This is a genomic window from Actinoplanes sp. NPDC049599 (assembly GCF_044465625.1).
GTDB lineage: Bacteria > Actinomycetota > Actinomycetes > Mycobacteriales > Micromonosporaceae > Actinoplanes.
In genome coordinates this window covers 23,796-39,136 of sequence record NZ_JBITLX010000049.1, presented here as the reverse complement: position 1 = coordinate 39,136, position 15,341 = coordinate 23,796, and the positions used below count along the sequence as shown (strand labels likewise).

Genomic DNA, 15,341 nt, shown 5'->3' with positions numbered 1-15,341 from the left:
ACACCAGACACCACGCGAAGCACGTGTCTGCTACCGTCCACCCATCGCCCTCGCGGCATGAAACTCCGGTGTCCGGTCCCGGGGTGGAACTTCAGGAGGCGGTGCCGCGATGCCGGCACCTGCTGCCGTGAAAAGCAGGCCACAGACGACCAGGGCAGACGGTATCGACGCACGCTGAACGCGCTTGTTCATGAAGGATCCCCGTGTGACAGCAAAGACATCGACAGAAGTCGCGGAGATGCGAGTCGATGCGACCGAGACGCTAGCCGCTCGGTGATCATCTGCGCAAGACCCTTATCGACTCACAGTGGCCGGGGACTACACTGAGCGTTGACGCCCAGTTGCCGCACATCGGTCGCACGTGTCAACAGCAGTTGGCGACGGGCATCTTGAATGACGGGCGAGGCAGGTGGGACTCACCGCAAGGCCAAAGGCTCCCGCGGCGGACGCCCACCCGCGTTCGACCCGCAGCTCTACCGGCTACGCCACGCCGTCGAGAACGGCATCACCCGCCTCAACGCCACCGCGGCGTCGCCATCCGCTACGACAAGTTCGCCGTCCGCTTCCAAGCCGTCCCGACCATCACCATCATCGGCGAGTGGTTATGAAACACGCCCAAGAAGAGCTCGGGAGCCGGTGCGCGGGTTGCGGTGGCTTGCGACCCTGTGGGTCATGACGAGCGTTCCAGCCACGGGGATCTTGCTGCTGCATTTGGGGCTGGCGCTCGTGGCGCTGGCTGTGGTCGGTTGCATGCGGTGGTGGGTTCGGCGCGGCGCGAGCCACGACACACCGGCGCGGTCGCTGGAGCTGGCCTACCTGGGCGGCGGTCACCGGCTCGTCGTCTACACAGCGCTGGCGGAGCTGCGCCGACGCAGGCTGGTCCGAGCCGACAGCCGCGGCATCATCGCCGTCCCCGGTCCCGCGCTGCCGGAGGGCACATCGGCTCTGTACGCCACGGTGCTGACCGCTGCGCGAGGACCGCGCCGTATCGAAGACCTGTTGCGCGACAGCAAAGTGGCAGCCTCGGCGGAGAGGATCGGTGCCCGGCTTGTCCGCCGGGGTTGGGTTCTGTCGGCCCGGCAGCAGACACGGATGCGCTGGTACGGAACGCCTGGCTGGGTGATAGCCCTGTGGTGCCTGGCGGCCTTCGGGCTCACCCTGCCGCACTTTTCCGAGCCGGATCGGTCGTTACAGGCTCTGGGACTGCTCGGCCTGGGAGTCTTCCTCGCGATCGGCACGTACATGGTGGTCGACCTCCCACCAGTCACCCGGGCCGGAAACACCGTCCTGCTCCGGGAGCGAGCCGAGCTGAGCGCTTCTGCATCATGGTTCCGGCGGGTCGCGGCCAACGGTGAACCGGAACTGTGGCGAATGGATGCCGCCTTCGCCGAGCAGGCAGGCGCCTTCTCCGGCGAACTCCCGAAACTTCCCCTCACCAGCAAAAGAACGTTCATCAGTACCGACTGGTGGCACTGGAAGGAAGCATCCGATCAAGCCTCATCCCTCCGCGTGAAGGGTGATCCCACACTCTGACCATCGCAGCCCGACGCGACGCCGACGAGTTCGCCCACCGGGCGGCGCCGGATGCCGAGCGCCGATCTTGGCCTGCTTGGAGAAGCCTGATGCGTCCGCTAGGGAGCATCCACGAAAGCCACCGGTCGGCGCCGCCGCGACAGGGCGCGCGGCGGCACATGCACGCCTGCCAGCATTCCCGGGCCCGGCCATGCTCGCCGGGTGTCAGCGCGCGCCGCCACCGGCGCCCCGCCCCACCGGCGCCCGCCCCACCGGCGGCCGCGCGCTGGAAGGCCGGCGACAGCCGCCACAGGACACGCCGCTGTCGCCGCCAGAGCGCCGCTGAGGAGGTCGAACATCGAGCCCAGGGACCCGCCAGCGAAGATCAGGTCGCCGTTGCCGCTGCGGGCGAGCACCTTGCCAGTGCAGGCCAGCAGGGTCCGCGAGACACCACAGATCCGGCGTGCTCGTGCCGACCAACAACAAGCCGAGCTCGTCCAGCGTGACAAGGTCCCACCCGGACGGCACCGGACTCACCTGTTCGGCCATGCCAGCGACATCGCCATGATCACCGACGAATGTCCGGGTCGACCGGGACGTCGGACGACCGACGACCCCACGCCCAGCGGCGCGTGTGCCGCTCCCCCGCCACAACGCGCGTTCTACGCGGCAGAACAACGCAGTCGATCATGGCGATTTGGTGCATTCCTCAGTGTTTACTCGCCCCGCGCAGCATGGTCCGGTTTCGCGGTCGGCCTGTACGCTCCATACTTTCGTCCGTGCAGGTCATCAGCTCATTGTGGGGCATCGGGCTGCCCATCATCTTGGTCGCGAGCGCCACTTTGGTGTTGGCGGCAGCCGTTCGTTCCCGGGGAAAGCCCGCGCCGGTATCGCGTACGTTCGCCGCGTTCGCCGTGCTCGTCTGGCTGAGGCTCGCCGGCGAGGCTGTCTTGGGTGACCAGCGTCCGGTATTCGAGCGGCAGTGGAAAGGTGCCGCGGCTGCTCTTCTCGCGGTGGCCGCTGCCGTTCACGTGTGGCGGCGTTACCACCGACGAGATATCGCCCCGGCAGAACCGGTTTCGGCTGGGCAGCATCAGCCGACACCGGTAGCCTCGTCGACGTTCGCCGTACGGCACCAGGTCACGATGCCGGCGCTCGCGGAGGACGTCATCGAGGCGACGGTGACCCGGTGGCTCAAACAGGTCGGCGACCGGATCGATGCAGGTGAGCCGCTAGTGGAAGTCTCGATCGACAAGGTCGACATCGAGGTTCCCGCCGATGCCTCCGGCTATCTGCGCGAGATCAGGATCTCGGCGGGAACGACCGCACCTGCCGGAAGCATCATCGCCGTGATCGAGCCGTCCACCGCAGTCACACCATGAGGTGAACCGGTTTCTGCTATGGACTTCACCATGACAGCATCCGGAGCGCCGACGAACGTGATACCGCGTAGCGAGCGGTTCGCGGCAGAAGCGGATGCTCAACGAACGTCGTCGTCGGCCGCCTGCCGGGCACCGGCGTTGCGCATCCGGATGGCGCTGAACTCGCCTCTGGCCGCGACGACCGCATCGACATACGGCCACAGCGAGGCGGTCAAGCGCACCTCCACGTCATACCGGCCCAAGGCGATCAAGCAGTCGTTGATCTCGCTCACATCCTGTACCTGAGTGGTCTTCTCACTGACCCAGTAACCAGCGGTGGCATCCAACAGCGTGAAGTTCACTGAGTCGAGGCGATGGACCTTGAGGGACGCCTGCTGGAGCCGGGACAGCCATCGGTGCTCGACCGCGATGACGCGGGCGGCGGGCGAGCTGAGCAGTGAATGCGGCGCTTGAGGCGTTGCCCAGCACACCCGTGGGCAGTCCCGGGGTAGGAGATAGTTCGGCAGGCGCGCCTCGTCGATAGCCCATATCCACTCCTGTCCTTCGTGAGGCGTGCCGGGAGGGGATGGGCGCGGGCTCATCGTGGTGAAGGGGCTTCATCACTGACATGGAACAACTTGGGCACGGGGCCAAGGTAACGGTGCCTCGCGGTCCTCAATCGGGCAGCAACATCCGCTCATCGGCATGTCCGCGTGCCACTCACGATGTCAAGAGCGTATAGATCATGATGTTGGCCAGCATGGTCGAACGCTCGCTGTCGTCGTCCAACGCGACCACTACGAGGCTGGCGTCCTTTCCGGGGATGCTCACGAGTTGGGTCGTCACTCCAGGCCAACCACCGCTGTGCCGGTAGATCAGTTGACCGCGGTAGCCTTCGACACCGACGCCCCACGCGTAATCGAGCGGTGTGCCATCCTCCAGGCGTCCCGGTGTGTGCAGGATTTCGGAGATGCCGAGGTCGTCGACGAGCAGCGAACGGTTCCAGCGCAGCAGGTCTCGTGCTGTGGACCAGACCCCGCCGTCGCCCAGGGAAAGCGGAGCGGGATAGTTCGGGTCGAGCGGAGCGGCACCGGGCGGATACGGCGCCGGGCCGGTCCAATACCGCGTGCTGTTCATGCCGAGTCGCTCGAAAACGTGCTGCTGGGCGAACTCCGGCAGGGGCTGGCCGGCGGCGCGTGAAACCACGACCGCCAGACAGACGTAGCCAGCGTTGCAGTATCCGTATGCGGTTCCCGGCGTGCGGTCGAGGTAGTCGCGCCGGACCAGGGCGCGGACCACGCCGTCGGTGGTGCGGACGGCTTCGTTCCGGAGGACGTCGTCGATGTGTACGCCCTGCGGCAGTCCGCTGGTGTGGTGGATCAGATGGCGCACCCGGACCGTGCGGGACCAGGGGGCAGCTCGGGCATCCACTGCGCGAGGACGTCGGCGGTATCGAGGCGTCCCTGCCTGACCAGTAACGCAGCGCAAGCGGCCGTGATCTGTTTCGACAGCGAAGCGGTGTACACGCACTTGTCCGCGGTCAGCCCTCCGCCGCCGTGGAAGACCGGATCAGCTACCTGCGCGCCGGCTACGACCGCAGCGGCGCTGTGGTATCCGGCCGCCTGGACAGACCCCTGCACGTCGATCAAACCGCAGCCCCCGCTCCATCGACACCTGCCAGATCGACGCAGGCTACCCGGGCGATGCCCCGGCCGCGTCACGCGAGCAGCACTGCTGCCCGCCGCGTCTGGAGCCTCACGATCCGAAGTCCGGGACGGATTCGATCTGGGGTTCGCGCAGGGCCGGCAGTGTGGTCGGTGATGCAGCCGGACGAACTCCAGCAGGTCGCGTGTGCTGATGGCGAAATGTGAGCCGCTGGGCGCGGCGTAGTAGCAGACCGCCCATTTCTCCGTAGGGACGATCTCGCCTGCGTCCGGATGTGGCCGACCGCAGCGCGGTCCTGCGCCCGGCATCCGAACATCGACACAACCCGAATCAAGCCGCCAAGCCGCCAATCACATTCCGTAACGAGCGGTTCGCGGCAGAAGAGCGCATCCGGAGATGGCGAAACTAGCGGCCTCAACCGCCGACGAGGAGGTCCCTCGATCCCTCAGAACTGACGTGCCGCTAGGGTGCCGAAATGCTTACAGAGTTATTCGTGGCAGATCTTGATAGGGCGCTGGAGTTGGTGGAGGACGGCCCGACCGAAGCCGATGACGTGCCCACTGTGTCGGCGAAATCGCTCACCGAGGTGACGCTGGCGTCGCTACACCGGATCGCCGCGACACCGGACACGGCCGCCACGAAGGGGCAGGTGACTGCTCCAGTGTCGGTCGACCGGTGGGAGGGGCCCTGGCTACAGGTAGTCGCCGACCATGTCACCACGGCAATTGCCGCGATCAGTAACGACCGGCTCCATGCGGTGACCCGGGCCTGGGCGGAGACCGAGGAGTGGCAGTACGCGACGGCTGACGAACTGGCTCCGCTTGTGCGCAGCTTGCGCGACGTCGCACGCCAGGCGTCGCCGCAGCGGCGGCTCTACCTGTGGACTTGCCTCTGACCGACACCAGGACCCAAACCTGCGCGCCTGCTCATCGGCAGATCAGTAAACATAATCATGCCTTTCTTGGGCTTCTCGGCTGCGTTCGGTGACGCGAGCGCGGACGGACGCCGGCGCTACCGAGGCGGCAGTGCTACAAGGGAGCGGACCAGGCCGGAGGTGCGCTCGTACGGCCCGCACCTTGGGGCCCTTCCACTCCCGTTGCGCCAGCCAGGAGCCCCGCCAGCCCTGCACGGTGCGGCACCAGAAGTTGGGCGCAGCCGTCTCCTGACACTGTAAAGATCCACTCGGGCCGACTGACGGCACTCGCGTGGACCACCTGGCCGAAAGCGGACCGGCGCGGCAGGGCTTCCGGCACGATCACGACAGCCCGAGCATGATCCGGCGGCCACCACCCGCCGCCGGTTCCGGCGCAGGCCTTTCCCGGAGAGCCTCGTGAGCCGGATGGCCCGCACGGCCGGACGGGCTGCCCGCCGCCGTGCGCGGTCATCAACTACACCGCGGTGTTGGAGGCTCCCTCGTACGTGCACGGCTCCGTGGTAGCACTGACCAGGATGACGAACACCTAAGAGCATCACGCACAGTAATCGGGCGGGGCTGCGGGACGGGCTGCGGTTCGGGTAGGGAAAGTCCAGCTCAACACCGGAATCCACTATGGACGGAACATGGTTGCGACACGCGATCACCATCCGATCACCACGCTCCCACCAGGTGGGATTATCGGGGCCGAGAATGGGAAACAGAAAGGCCGTGACCCTTGTTTCCGCAGTTCACAGCCTTGATCGCTTGTGCGCCCGAAGGGACTCGAACCCCTAACCTTCTGATCCGTAGACAGCGCCGCAATCAGAAGAGGTCAAAGCCCTCCGAGCCCACCCCGGAGATGCCCCATTTGCGACTATCCGCTACGTTTCAAGGCCTCAAACTCATGGGTCTCGAATATTGAGACGCCAGGACCCGTGAACGAGTCAACGCGACACATCTCCCCGCCAAGAATTCCGTCCATCATCCCACTCGCAGCTCCACCGACCCGAATGCTCTGTCCAATATCGACCAATCTCCGCACTCCACGCCAACTCGACCAGTCACTACAGAAGGTAACCCCCTTCAGGCCGACTCAGACCGCACAAATGAAGCGATGAGCGTGAGCGCTACGGCGAAGAAGTCGTGGTGCCACTCGCCCGAACCGGCACGCCAGCCACGACGGTCCGTCGCCGCGACACCGGCAGGCGAGGCTACTTTTCGGCCCGCCCGTTCGTTGCCGGTGCGCCGCCGCGTTGAGGGTCTCGAGCGCAGGAGGGCGTTCTCAGGGCTTGACGAACCAGGCCGGGGCATCGGCGGCACGTGTCGTGTCGATCCTCAGCTTCGACAGCGCGTCGAGTTCCGGCAAGGCCTCCGGATCGCACCAACCGACCTCGATCGACTCGTCATCGTTCACCCCTGCTTCGCCACTGACCGCCCGGCAACGGAACCACACATTGAGGTACTCACCGACATCACCATTCGGATAGATCGCCTGGTTGAAGGCAACGCCGCTGGGCAGTGGTCAGCAGATCCTCCACCTTCTGGGCGCGGGCGAAGCGGCGCACCGTTTCCCTGGCCAGGCCGAGTTCCCGCACGATCGCCTTGATGCCCCATGCGCCGACAGCCTGACGTCGTCCGCCGGATCTTTACGTCACGTTGGTGACGTTGCAGCGTCAGCAGACGTTGGCGGAGCTTCAGTACGTGAGAGCGAGGGTAGTCACGACGAGGGTGGACAGGATGGCCGACGCGGCAACAGCCGCCCGCGCGGCGACTGCGGCGCGGCCTCGTAGCCAGCCTGCCGCGGCAAGGCCGGCTCCCCACGGCAGTGAGTACGTCAAGGCGACCTGTCCGAGCGTGGTGATGTCCCGGTCATGCCACAGCGTGCCTAACGTCGGTGGCAACAGCACCGCAACGGCTGCCCCGGTGAAGACGTACGCAGGCCGGTACGGCACCAGGCTGCGCCACGCACCGACCGGTTCGCGCCACACCACCGCGACGGCGGCCACGGCCGCGGCGGTCGCGGTGAGCGCCACCACGGCAGCGCACGTGACCACCGTGGCGAGGTTGTGCTGCGCCATGCCGCTGGCGCCGTTGGCGTTGAACCAGTCGCGAACCGCGACCACACCGTGGCCGGCCACTTGAGCGGCCATGATCGCCGCGACCACGCCCGCCGGTCGAGTCCACCGAACGCCAGTCATCACCATCACCCCGGCGATCACATGTGCGAACAGCAACGGCCACAGCTCCGGCGAGTAGTTCCACCCCAGACGCGTCCCGTCGGGAGTCACCATCCGCCCCGGTACCGCAGCCGACAAAGCGGCCGTCACCGCGCACAGCACGATGAACGCACCACTGACCGCCGCTGTCACCGGCCGCTGCACGAACACGACAGGCGTAGCCTGATCGTCGACCCTCACAGTGCTCACGACTGATCAACGTCACCGCCGCGGGGCCGGACACGTGGTGTCCATCGCAGGTGATCCGGCCAACAAAAAACGCCGACACACTTACAACCACCGACCTCGAACTCAGTCGTCAGTGGCCCCGAGCCGCCAGAAACACCGTTCGCGTTACGGACCCGGCTAAGGCCCTCCCGCTCTACCTGCGGCAGGTATGTGCACTGGGCGCGGTCACCGCTTCACCACGGGACGACAGTGTAATTCTTGAGCAGCACGCCGTGTATTGGTGTGCCGGCCTCGCCGCTGATGATGGGGTGGTAGATCCGGGCTGCCGCGTCGACCACGTCCAGCGGCGGTCGCCAGCCGGAGGCCGCTCGGCGGGCCTTGATAACGGTCGGGTTCTCGTCGGTGATCCAGCCGGTGTCGACGCCACACATGTACACCTGGTGTCGTACCAGGTCAGCAGCGCCGACCCGGGTCAGCATGTTGAGCGCCGCCTTGCTGACGGAAGTGTGCGGATGCCGGTCGGGGCCGGGCCCGTCCTCGGAGAACCAGCCCTCGCGCCCGGTCACGTTCACCACGTACCGTCGGCCCGGGCCGGGCGTGGTCAGGACCCGGCGGAGCCGATCGACGAGCAGGAAGGGCGCCACGACGTTGACGAGTTGCACTTCCAGGAGCTCGACCGGGTCGATCTCGCCGATCCTGGCGGTCCATGAGTTACTGGAACTGCGGGCGATGAGCGCGCCGGTGATGTCGGTGACAGCCGCCAGTCCGGAGCCGCCCGGCTCGGCCACGGACTCGAGCGCTGCGCCCCATTCCGGCGGGGCAGCGCCGGGGCGATAGCCCTCCACCGTCTCGACAGCCCTTCCCGTGCTCGCGGCCAGCAATTCCGCTGCCACGAGCGGCTGGTACGCCCAGGCCGGCCGCCGTACGGTCTGCGCCGCATTGTTGATCAGGATATGTAGCGGATTCCCACCCTCGGAGAGCCGATCGGCCAGATTCAGCACCTGACGTGGGTCACGCAGGTCGGCGCCGACGATACGCAGCGACGACGACCAGTTCGCAGCGTCCGGCTCCCGCGCATACCGCTGGCCGGCGTCCGCCGGAAAGCGAGTCACCACGGTGACCGCCGCGCCGCTCCGCAGCAGCTTCAACGCGATCTGGTAGCCGATCTTGACCCGGCCACCGGTCACCACTGCCCGCCGTCCGCTCAGGTCGACGCCGGAGGTGCGGTGCCGACGGTGCAGATCTGCACAAGCGGGGCAGAGCGCGTGGTAGAACACGTCCACGTCACGAAACCGGCCGCGGCAGGCATAGCACCGACGGTCCCGGCGGGTCCGACCACGATCGCCCGCTACGGCCGCGAGGACCGGTACTCCCTCCGCCCGGTCCGCCGCGCCGGTGGCCGCTGCGGCCACGACCGCCCGATCGCCGGCCGCGGTCTGCCGGCGACGGTTGGCTCGCCGCTGCCGCTGAGCGTCCTTGAGCAGCCCATCCACCGCACGCTGCACCCGCATGCGGACCGGATCATCGACGGGCAGCGCGCGGACTTGACCGAGCACCCGCAGCGCGGCCTCGACGTCGTCGCCGTTCATTGCCTTCCCCACCTCGACTGCTGGAGTGTGGCCAGACCGGACTTGAACCGGTGTCCCCCGCGTGAGCAGTGCGGCGCGTCGACCTCTGCGGTGCCGGCCACAAGCAGGGGTGGGGCCAGACCGGACTCGAACCGGCATCCTCCGCCTTGAGAGGGCGGCGCGACTACCCCTGCGCTACAGGCCCCACCTTGCTCGGGATCATAGCGAGGATGATCAACCGATCGCCAACGGATAACAGCTCACCCGGCGGATCAGGCAGGTGAGTGTCGACGGCCCCACAGCGGAATCGCCGCCGGAGTACTGACGAAGATAGACACAGGGTGATGACCGGAGGCAGCCGACGCGCTACAGCAGCGCGACGGGTCTGCTCACTACAGTGAAGATCATGGGTATGTACACGTCGGTCCGTGGCTGGATGGAGATCAACTTCCAACAGCGTGAAGCCGCCGAGGAAATAGTCGAGCGGCATCGTCACGAACTGTACTCAGGCGGTTGGGCGTTCCCGTCAGCACCGTTCAACTGGACGCTTTACCTGTTCTACGGCGGTGACATCCGGCAAGGTGAAGTGCCGTGGCTACGTGAACAGATCGAACAACTGGCCGCGATGCCGCCGGTCAATGAGGACAACGACATGCCGACGGGCTTCTTCCTTCTTACCGCGGACGAGCGGGAGGAGGCAGATGCGTGGCAGATCCGTGACGGCAGGCTCGATCACTTGCCCGCACCGAGTCTTGACTGGATGGCCGGGTAACGACAGCGGGACCGGATCACGGACAATCGCGTGCTTGGGTCGTCGGGTGAGGGCTGCGGCAGGCCAACAACGGTAAGCAGTGTATGGACGCCAGCGCACACGGTCGGCGGCCAGATCAGTGAAACGACCTGGCTTTCCGGCTCAGTCAGGCAGCGCCGGACAGGGGCGGGGGTACTCGAACGATGAGTTCGCCGAGCGGGTCAACGACGAATCCCCCGGCGGGGGTTCGGCGGAGTACCGAGTCGGCGGTCAGCCGTGGAAGGCGGCAGCCGCGGCACTGTCGCGACTGGTGGTCGGCGCCGGCACGGTCGGTTCGGCGCTCGCTGCGTTGCTGCCTTGCGACAGACCTGCTGCGACGCGGCTTACACCTTCTCGTGGGGACTGCCCCTGCCGTGGATCACCGCGGGTGGTGACACCCCGCATCAGGCCTATGCCACCATGAGAGCAAACCTCGTCGAGACGGACACGTTGTCTGCCGCCGTCGACCTGCTCTTCTGGTTGTCCACCGGTCTGGTCGTCGGCGTCGCTGTCGGACTTCTGCGGCGAGCGCTGCGTAACCGAACTACCTAGCTTCCCGTCTGCAGCCATCACCACACCGCGGTGACACCGGCTCCCTCGTATCCGGATCCACGGCGCTCGCCGTCGCCACCGGACACCCCTAGCGTTCGACGGCGCGACACCACCCCGGCCGGCAGACGACTCGCCCTGTGCCGGCTATCGGCCTCCGCACCAGGCACCGGCAGGCACGGCCCGTGGTAGCACCTGACCGGACGACAAACACCGCCGCAGGCATCACACACAGTAACCGGAAAGGGCTGCGGGTCAGGCCATGATTCGCGGGGCTAAAGTCCAGCTCAACGCCGAAATCCACTATGGACGGAACACGTCGGCGACACGCGATCACCATCCGATCACCACGCTCCCACCAGGTGGGAGTATCGGGGCCGAGAATGGGAAACAAAGAGGCCGTGACCCTTGTTTCCGCTGGTCACGGCCTTGATCTTTTGTGCGCCCGAAGGGACTCGAACCCCTAACCTTCTGATCCGTAGTCAGATGCTCTATCCATTGAGCTACGGGCGCTCACACAACCACTCTCCGTGCTGGCGCGTGATGAAGCATCCAGCGGGTCGCGGCTACGTTTCCGCTGGTCCAGGCGTTTGGTGCACCCGGACCTGCTAGAAGACGACTCTAGCATGTCCGCCGGTGGGGCTTTGCGTGCCCCGTACCGAGCGGCCGGAGTCCCAGGATCAGGACCCCGGCCGTCGTTGTCGGTCAGTTCAGGGAGGAGACCCGAAGGCCGGTGAACTCGAACTCAGCGTTGTCGCCCCGGATGCCGATCGCCCCCGCGCCGGTGATCGGTGCGCAGCCCACGCCCCGGTCGGTGGCTTTTGCCGCGAGCCTGCCGCCCACGGTGAGCGTGATCGCCACGCTGCCGTCGGGGTTGTCGCGGACCGTTGCGCTCGCGGTCTGCCAGGAGCCGTACATGATCGGATAGCCGGGCTTCTCGGCCGTGAGTTCGTAGTACGTGCCCTTGTTGGTTCGTCCGCCCGGGCACTTCTTCTTGATCACTACCTTGCCGTCGCGGCGTGCGGCGCTGGCGTAGTACAGGTGGTACTGGCTCTTGTATCGCAGGAACAAGTGCACGCCGTCCCAGCTCACCCGGGGGGTGCTGCGGGTCGACGACAGGCGGCGGACCTTCAGCTTCGTCTGCACCGAGACGTCGCCGAAGGAGCTGTCGTGGGTGGTGAGCCGGAAGATGGCCGATCGGGTGCCGGCGCGGGATTTCGGGTCCGTCGGCCTGTCGTCGGGCACTCCCGAGTAGCCGTTGCCGTGGTAGGCGAACAGTGAGCCGCTCGTCATGTCCCAGATCTTCGAGCCGACGCTGCGGGGGTCGTTCGGGCTCCAGTACGCGTATTCGTTCGTGATGAGCCCGTTTGTCGTCGGGAAGGTGGGGCGGAACAGGCGCTGGCCGGCCTGCGCGACCAAGGCGACGTCGTCCAGGACGATCGTGCTGGCGGCGTCGAACCCCACGCCCACGCTGACCGCGGTGACCCCCTCGGATATCGCCGGAAGCGTCACCGAGTATTTCCGCAGCGGGGCCGCCGCGAGCTGGTCTCCGGTGAACCAGGGACGCCAGCCCTTCCGTGCCGAGTAGGCGTAGACGACGGGGCGGGCGCCGGCCGTGGACCGGAGCCAGAACTCCAGGCTGTAGCGCGTGCCTGCCTTGACCCCGACCCGGCAGGCTGTGGTCTGGTCCGAGGTGAGCCGGGATTGCGGGCCTGCCCGGCCCCGGCCCTGCGCGTACGCGGCGAGGCCGCTGTGGCTCTTGCGGGTGAGGGTCAGGCGGCCGCCGCGGGTGGACAGGCTCCAGCAGGCGAGCTTGCCGGCGCGCCAGCCGCCCTCGAACGACGGATTCGGTACGCCGCGCGTGGCCGCCGACGCGGGCATGACGCCGCCGGCCTGCGACGCCAGCATGGTGAGTAGGAGGAGGGCCGTGGTTCGGCGCATGTGTTGTCTCTCCGGCAGCTGGGATGGCACGGACAGGACGCCTCAGGGGGCGATGATGCTGACGGGGTCCGACCGGGTCTGGTTTCCGGCGACGTCGCGCGCGATGACGTGCAGCGTGTGCGGGCCGGCCGGCAGCTGGCTGGTGTCCCACACCCATTGGTACGGCGTCTTGATGCGGCTCCCGAGGAACACGTTGTCGACGTAGAACAGCACCCGGGCGATGCCGTTGTCGTCCGAGACGTCCGCCTTGTAGTAGGTCGTCGGCGGGACGACGGCTGAGCCGGCTGCCGGGGCGCTGACCCGGGCCGTGGGCGCGACCCGGTCCACCTTCAGGTTCAGCGTGTGCACGGCCTCGGCATTGCCGGCCTTGTCCCAGGCCCGGTACTTGACCGTGGTCGTCGCCGGGATCGTGATCGGGTTGTCGTACCGGGTGCCGTTGTCCAGGGCCGGCGTGGATCCGTCCGCGGTGACCATGATCCGGTCCACACCGGAGTCCGCGTCGGTCGCTGTGAGGCTCAGTTCGACCGGGGCGTTGAACCAGGTGTCCTCGCAGGGTGCCGGGCCGCAGGATGCGGACGTGGCCGGTGCTGTCGCGTCGAGCTGATAGTTGTTGACCACCACGGTCCGCTCTTCGGACGCGCCGGTGTTGCCGGAGGCGTCCAGGGCTTTCGCCTGGATCCGGGCCTGGCCCTCGCTGTGGGTCGTGGTGTCCCACGACACGGTGTACGGCTCGGTGTGGGGAGCGCCGATGAGCTCGCCGTCGACGTAGAAGAGCACTCGGATCACGGAGTCGTCGTCGCTGGTGGCGGCGCTGAGCGTAACCGTACGGTTGACCACCGACCCGCTCGCCGGGGCGGTCAGGGTCACTGCGGGCGCCACCGTGTCCAGCGGCACGCTGTTCGAGACGGTGTACGTGCGCCCGGGCGAGAGCGTGACGTTGCCGGCCGTGTCCGTGGCGCGTGCCGTCACCGCGATCACGGTGTCGGGGTGCGCCGTGGTGTCGTAGTCACAGGTGTACGGGCCCGTCGTCGTGCAGACCTGTTCCCCGTCGACCAGGAAATCGACGTGGTCGATACCGGAAGCGTCGGTTGCCCCGGCGGTGAAGGTCACGGTGCCGCGGGCGCGGGAGCCGTCGGCCGGGGCGGTCAGCGCCACCTGGGGCGGCGTCTCGTCGGTGTCCTGCACGCTGAAGTCGTCGGCCTCGAGCATGCCGTTCGAGCGCAGCGAGATGCCGACCGACAGCGCCTTGGCGTCGGCGGGCAGCGCCGGGGTGGTCCACTCCGAGGGGCGCCATTCCGTGGTGGCCGGCAGCAGCGACGCCTGGCCGAGGAACTGCCATCGGCTCGCGGCGTCCCGGTAGTAGGCGACGGGCCGGGCGGAACCCGCCGACCGGTACCAGCCGGTGACCTTGTAGCGGTGGCCGGGAATCGCCTTCGAGGCGCAGCCGCCGAGGTCCTGCTGGGTGGTGATGCGGCGGTCACCGCTGACGAACGAGCTGATGCTGACCCGCATCGCCTTGCTGCCCGTGTGCGGCTCGGCGGAGTTCGACCAGCTCGCGGCGTTGTCGCCGTAGCCGCCCCGCTGCCAGCAGTCCGGAATCCCGTCGGTGTTGGTGTCGGTCTCCATCGAGGGGAACCGGACGAGCTCGCGCAGATCGTCCTGAGGCTGCGGCGCGGGAGCGGGAACCGCCGGCCGGACCGGCCCGCCCATGACCTCGGCGACCGTCTTGACCACGGTGCCGCCCGGCCCGCGCTCGGCGAGCCAGGAGGAGAAGCTGTCCAGTTTGGCCGGGGTGATGGCGTAGGGGTCGCAGTCGTCACAGACGCGGTGCATGACGATGACCACCCAACCGCCGCCGTTCTCCTCGGCCTGCAGCACGTAGTTCTGCATGGCCGCGAGAGAGGTGCTCGGCTTGATCGAGTCCGGGGTCGCGATCGCGTACGGATGCGCCGGGGGTGTCCTCTCCGCCGGCGGGCAGCCGTAGCACGAGCCGGACGAGGCGATGCCGCCGACAACCCGAGCCGAGTTGTAGCCGCAGCTCTCGACGACCTGTTGCACCGCGGGGCTGTCGTCGCCGTAGGGATAGGCGAAGTTGCTGATCTGGAGCCCGTGGGAGAGCAGCGTCGTCCGGTCGCCGCAGATCTGGCGGGCCTGCTCGTCCGCGCTCAGCGTGGGCAGGTCGGCATGGGTGACCGTGTGGCCGCCCAGCTCATGGCCGGCCGACTGCAGGGCGGTCGCCTGGGCGACGCTCAGCCGGCCGGGCGCGCCCAGCAGGCTGGAGTTGAGGTAGAAGGTGCCCTTGAAGCCGTAGCGGGCCATGATCTCGGCCGCCTCGAGCTGATCGCTCGACCCGTCGTCGTAGGTGAACGACACGGTGACCGGCGAGCGCGTCGCCGCCGGGTCCGTCTCGGCAAGTGCCGAGGGCTGCCACTGTCGGGTGAAAAGCAGCCCGGCGGAGAGCAACAGGGTCGCCGCCACCAGGATTGATCGTGTACGCCGTCGCATGTATAAGCCCGTTCTGCTGGCCCGGAGCGGCCGGATGACCGGCCGGGCTCAAACGTGATCGTTCGCATTCCGACCTGGGGACCAGGTCTTGAACCTTTAACGAACGGGCGTTCGGAACGTTTGTGCGAC

At 67.5% G+C, this 15,341-nt stretch carries 10 protein-coding genes, 3 tRNA genes and 2 pseudogenes; 5 read left to right on the top strand and 10 right to left on the bottom strand.

Translation table 11 applies throughout. The features are described from left to right. Positions 1-420: 420 nt before the first annotated feature. The 3 genes and pseudogenes from ACIBQZ_RS42130 to ACIBQZ_RS42120 form a co-directional block, all read left to right on the top strand. A pseudogene (locus ACIBQZ_RS42130) lies at positions 421-608 on the top strand (IS5/IS1182 family transposase); the annotation flags it as partial. Positions 609-672: 64 nt separating this feature from the next. Then, complete coding sequence (locus tag ACIBQZ_RS42125; RefSeq protein ID WP_396094571.1) at positions 673-1,533, top strand: TIGR04222 domain-containing membrane protein; 861 nt, start codon at positions 673-675, stop codon at positions 1,531-1,533. A 758-nt stretch (positions 1,534-2,291) separates the two neighbouring features. Beyond that, the gene (locus tag ACIBQZ_RS42120; RefSeq protein WP_396094570.1) at positions 2,292-2,894 is read left to right on the top strand and encodes a lipoyl domain-containing protein; all 603 of its coding nucleotides are present in this window, start codon (positions 2,292-2,294) and stop codon (positions 2,892-2,894) included. A 98-nt stretch (positions 2,895-2,992) separates the two neighbouring features. Here ACIBQZ_RS42120 and ACIBQZ_RS42115 read toward each other — a convergent pair whose 3' ends face one another. Beyond that, entirely contained in the window at positions 2,993-3,475 is a 483-nt protein-coding gene (locus tag ACIBQZ_RS42115; RefSeq protein ID WP_396094569.1) for a DUF6886 family protein, read from the bottom strand. A gap of 118 nt (positions 3,476-3,593) precedes the next feature. Further along, positions 3,594-4,846 (bottom strand): annotated as a pseudogene (locus ACIBQZ_RS42110) (serine hydrolase domain-containing protein). A gap of 185 nt (positions 4,847-5,031) precedes the next feature. Here ACIBQZ_RS42110 and ACIBQZ_RS42105 point away from each other — a divergent pair. Further along, positions 5,032-5,433, top strand: coding sequence for a hypothetical protein (locus tag ACIBQZ_RS42105; protein ID WP_396094568.1), 402 nt, complete (start codon positions 5,032-5,034; stop codon positions 5,431-5,433). Between the two features lie 1,303 nt (positions 5,434-6,736). Here ACIBQZ_RS42105 and ACIBQZ_RS42100 read toward each other — a convergent pair. The 5 genes from ACIBQZ_RS42100 to ACIBQZ_RS42080 all read right to left on the bottom strand — a co-directional run bounded on the left by ACIBQZ_RS42100 (position 6,737) and on the right by ACIBQZ_RS42080 (position 9,633). Beyond that, complete coding sequence (locus ACIBQZ_RS42100; RefSeq protein WP_396094567.1) at positions 6,737-6,868, bottom strand: hypothetical protein; 132 nt, start codon at positions 6,866-6,868, stop codon at positions 6,737-6,739. Positions 6,869-7,148: 280 nt separating this feature from the next. Beyond that, positions 7,149-7,841, bottom strand: a complete 693-nt coding sequence (locus ACIBQZ_RS42095) for a hypothetical protein (RefSeq protein ID WP_396094566.1) — start codon at positions 7,839-7,841, stop codon at positions 7,149-7,151. Between the two features lie 251 nt (positions 7,842-8,092). Beyond that, complete coding sequence (locus ACIBQZ_RS42090) at positions 8,093-9,448, bottom strand: SDR family NAD(P)-dependent oxidoreductase (protein ID WP_396094565.1); 1,356 nt, start codon at positions 9,446-9,448, stop codon at positions 8,093-8,095. Positions 9,449-9,474: 26 nt separating this feature from the next. Beyond that, positions 9,475-9,549 (bottom strand) — tRNA-Ser (locus ACIBQZ_RS42085). 9 nt (positions 9,550-9,558) lie between these two features. Beyond that, positions 9,559-9,633 (bottom strand) — tRNA-Glu (locus ACIBQZ_RS42080). A gap of 200 nt (positions 9,634-9,833) precedes the next feature. Here ACIBQZ_RS42080 and ACIBQZ_RS42075 point away from each other — a divergent pair. After that, positions 9,834-10,199 carry a hypothetical protein gene (locus ACIBQZ_RS42075; protein ID WP_396094564.1) on the top strand — a complete coding sequence of 122 codons (366 nt, stop codon included), beginning with the start codon at positions 9,834-9,836 and terminating at the stop codon, positions 10,197-10,199. A gap of 1,007 nt (positions 10,200-11,206) precedes the next feature. Here the strand turns inward: ACIBQZ_RS42075 and ACIBQZ_RS42070 are convergent. From ACIBQZ_RS42070 to ACIBQZ_RS42060, 3 genes are all read right to left on the bottom strand, one after another. Then, positions 11,207-11,279: transfer RNA gene (locus ACIBQZ_RS42070), tRNA-Arg, on the bottom strand. 192 nt (positions 11,280-11,471) lie between these two features. Continuing rightward, positions 11,472-12,707: a hypothetical protein gene (locus tag ACIBQZ_RS42065; RefSeq protein WP_396094563.1), complete on the bottom strand. Its 1,236-nt coding sequence runs from the start codon at positions 12,705-12,707 to the stop codon at positions 11,472-11,474. A gap of 42 nt (positions 12,708-12,749) precedes the next feature. Continuing rightward, positions 12,750-15,185: an Ig-like domain-containing protein gene (locus ACIBQZ_RS42060; RefSeq protein ID WP_396094562.1), complete on the bottom strand. Its 2,436-nt coding sequence runs from the start codon at positions 15,183-15,185 to the stop codon at positions 12,750-12,752. Positions 15,186-15,341 lie beyond the last annotated feature (156 nt).

Excerpts from the sequence above, each read along its gene's own strand:
- ACIBQZ_RS42125 (WP_396094571.1), top strand. The coding sequence starts at position 673 with ATGACGAGCGTTCCAGCCACGGGGATCTTGCTGCTGCATTTGGGGCTG.
- ACIBQZ_RS42065 (WP_396094563.1), bottom strand. The coding sequence starts at position 12,707 with ATGCGCCGAACCACGGCCCTCCTCCTACTCACCATGCTGGCGTCGCAG.
- ACIBQZ_RS42090 (WP_396094565.1), bottom strand. The coding sequence starts at position 9,448 with ATGAACGGCGACGACGTCGAGGCCGCGCTGCGGGTGCTCGGTCAAGTC.
- ACIBQZ_RS42115 (WP_396094569.1), bottom strand. The coding sequence starts at position 3,475 with ATGAGCCCGCGCCCATCCCCTCCCGGCACGCCTCACGAAGGACAGGAG.
- ACIBQZ_RS42075 (WP_396094564.1), top strand. The coding sequence starts at position 9,834 with ATGGGTATGTACACGTCGGTCCGTGGCTGGATGGAGATCAACTTCCAA.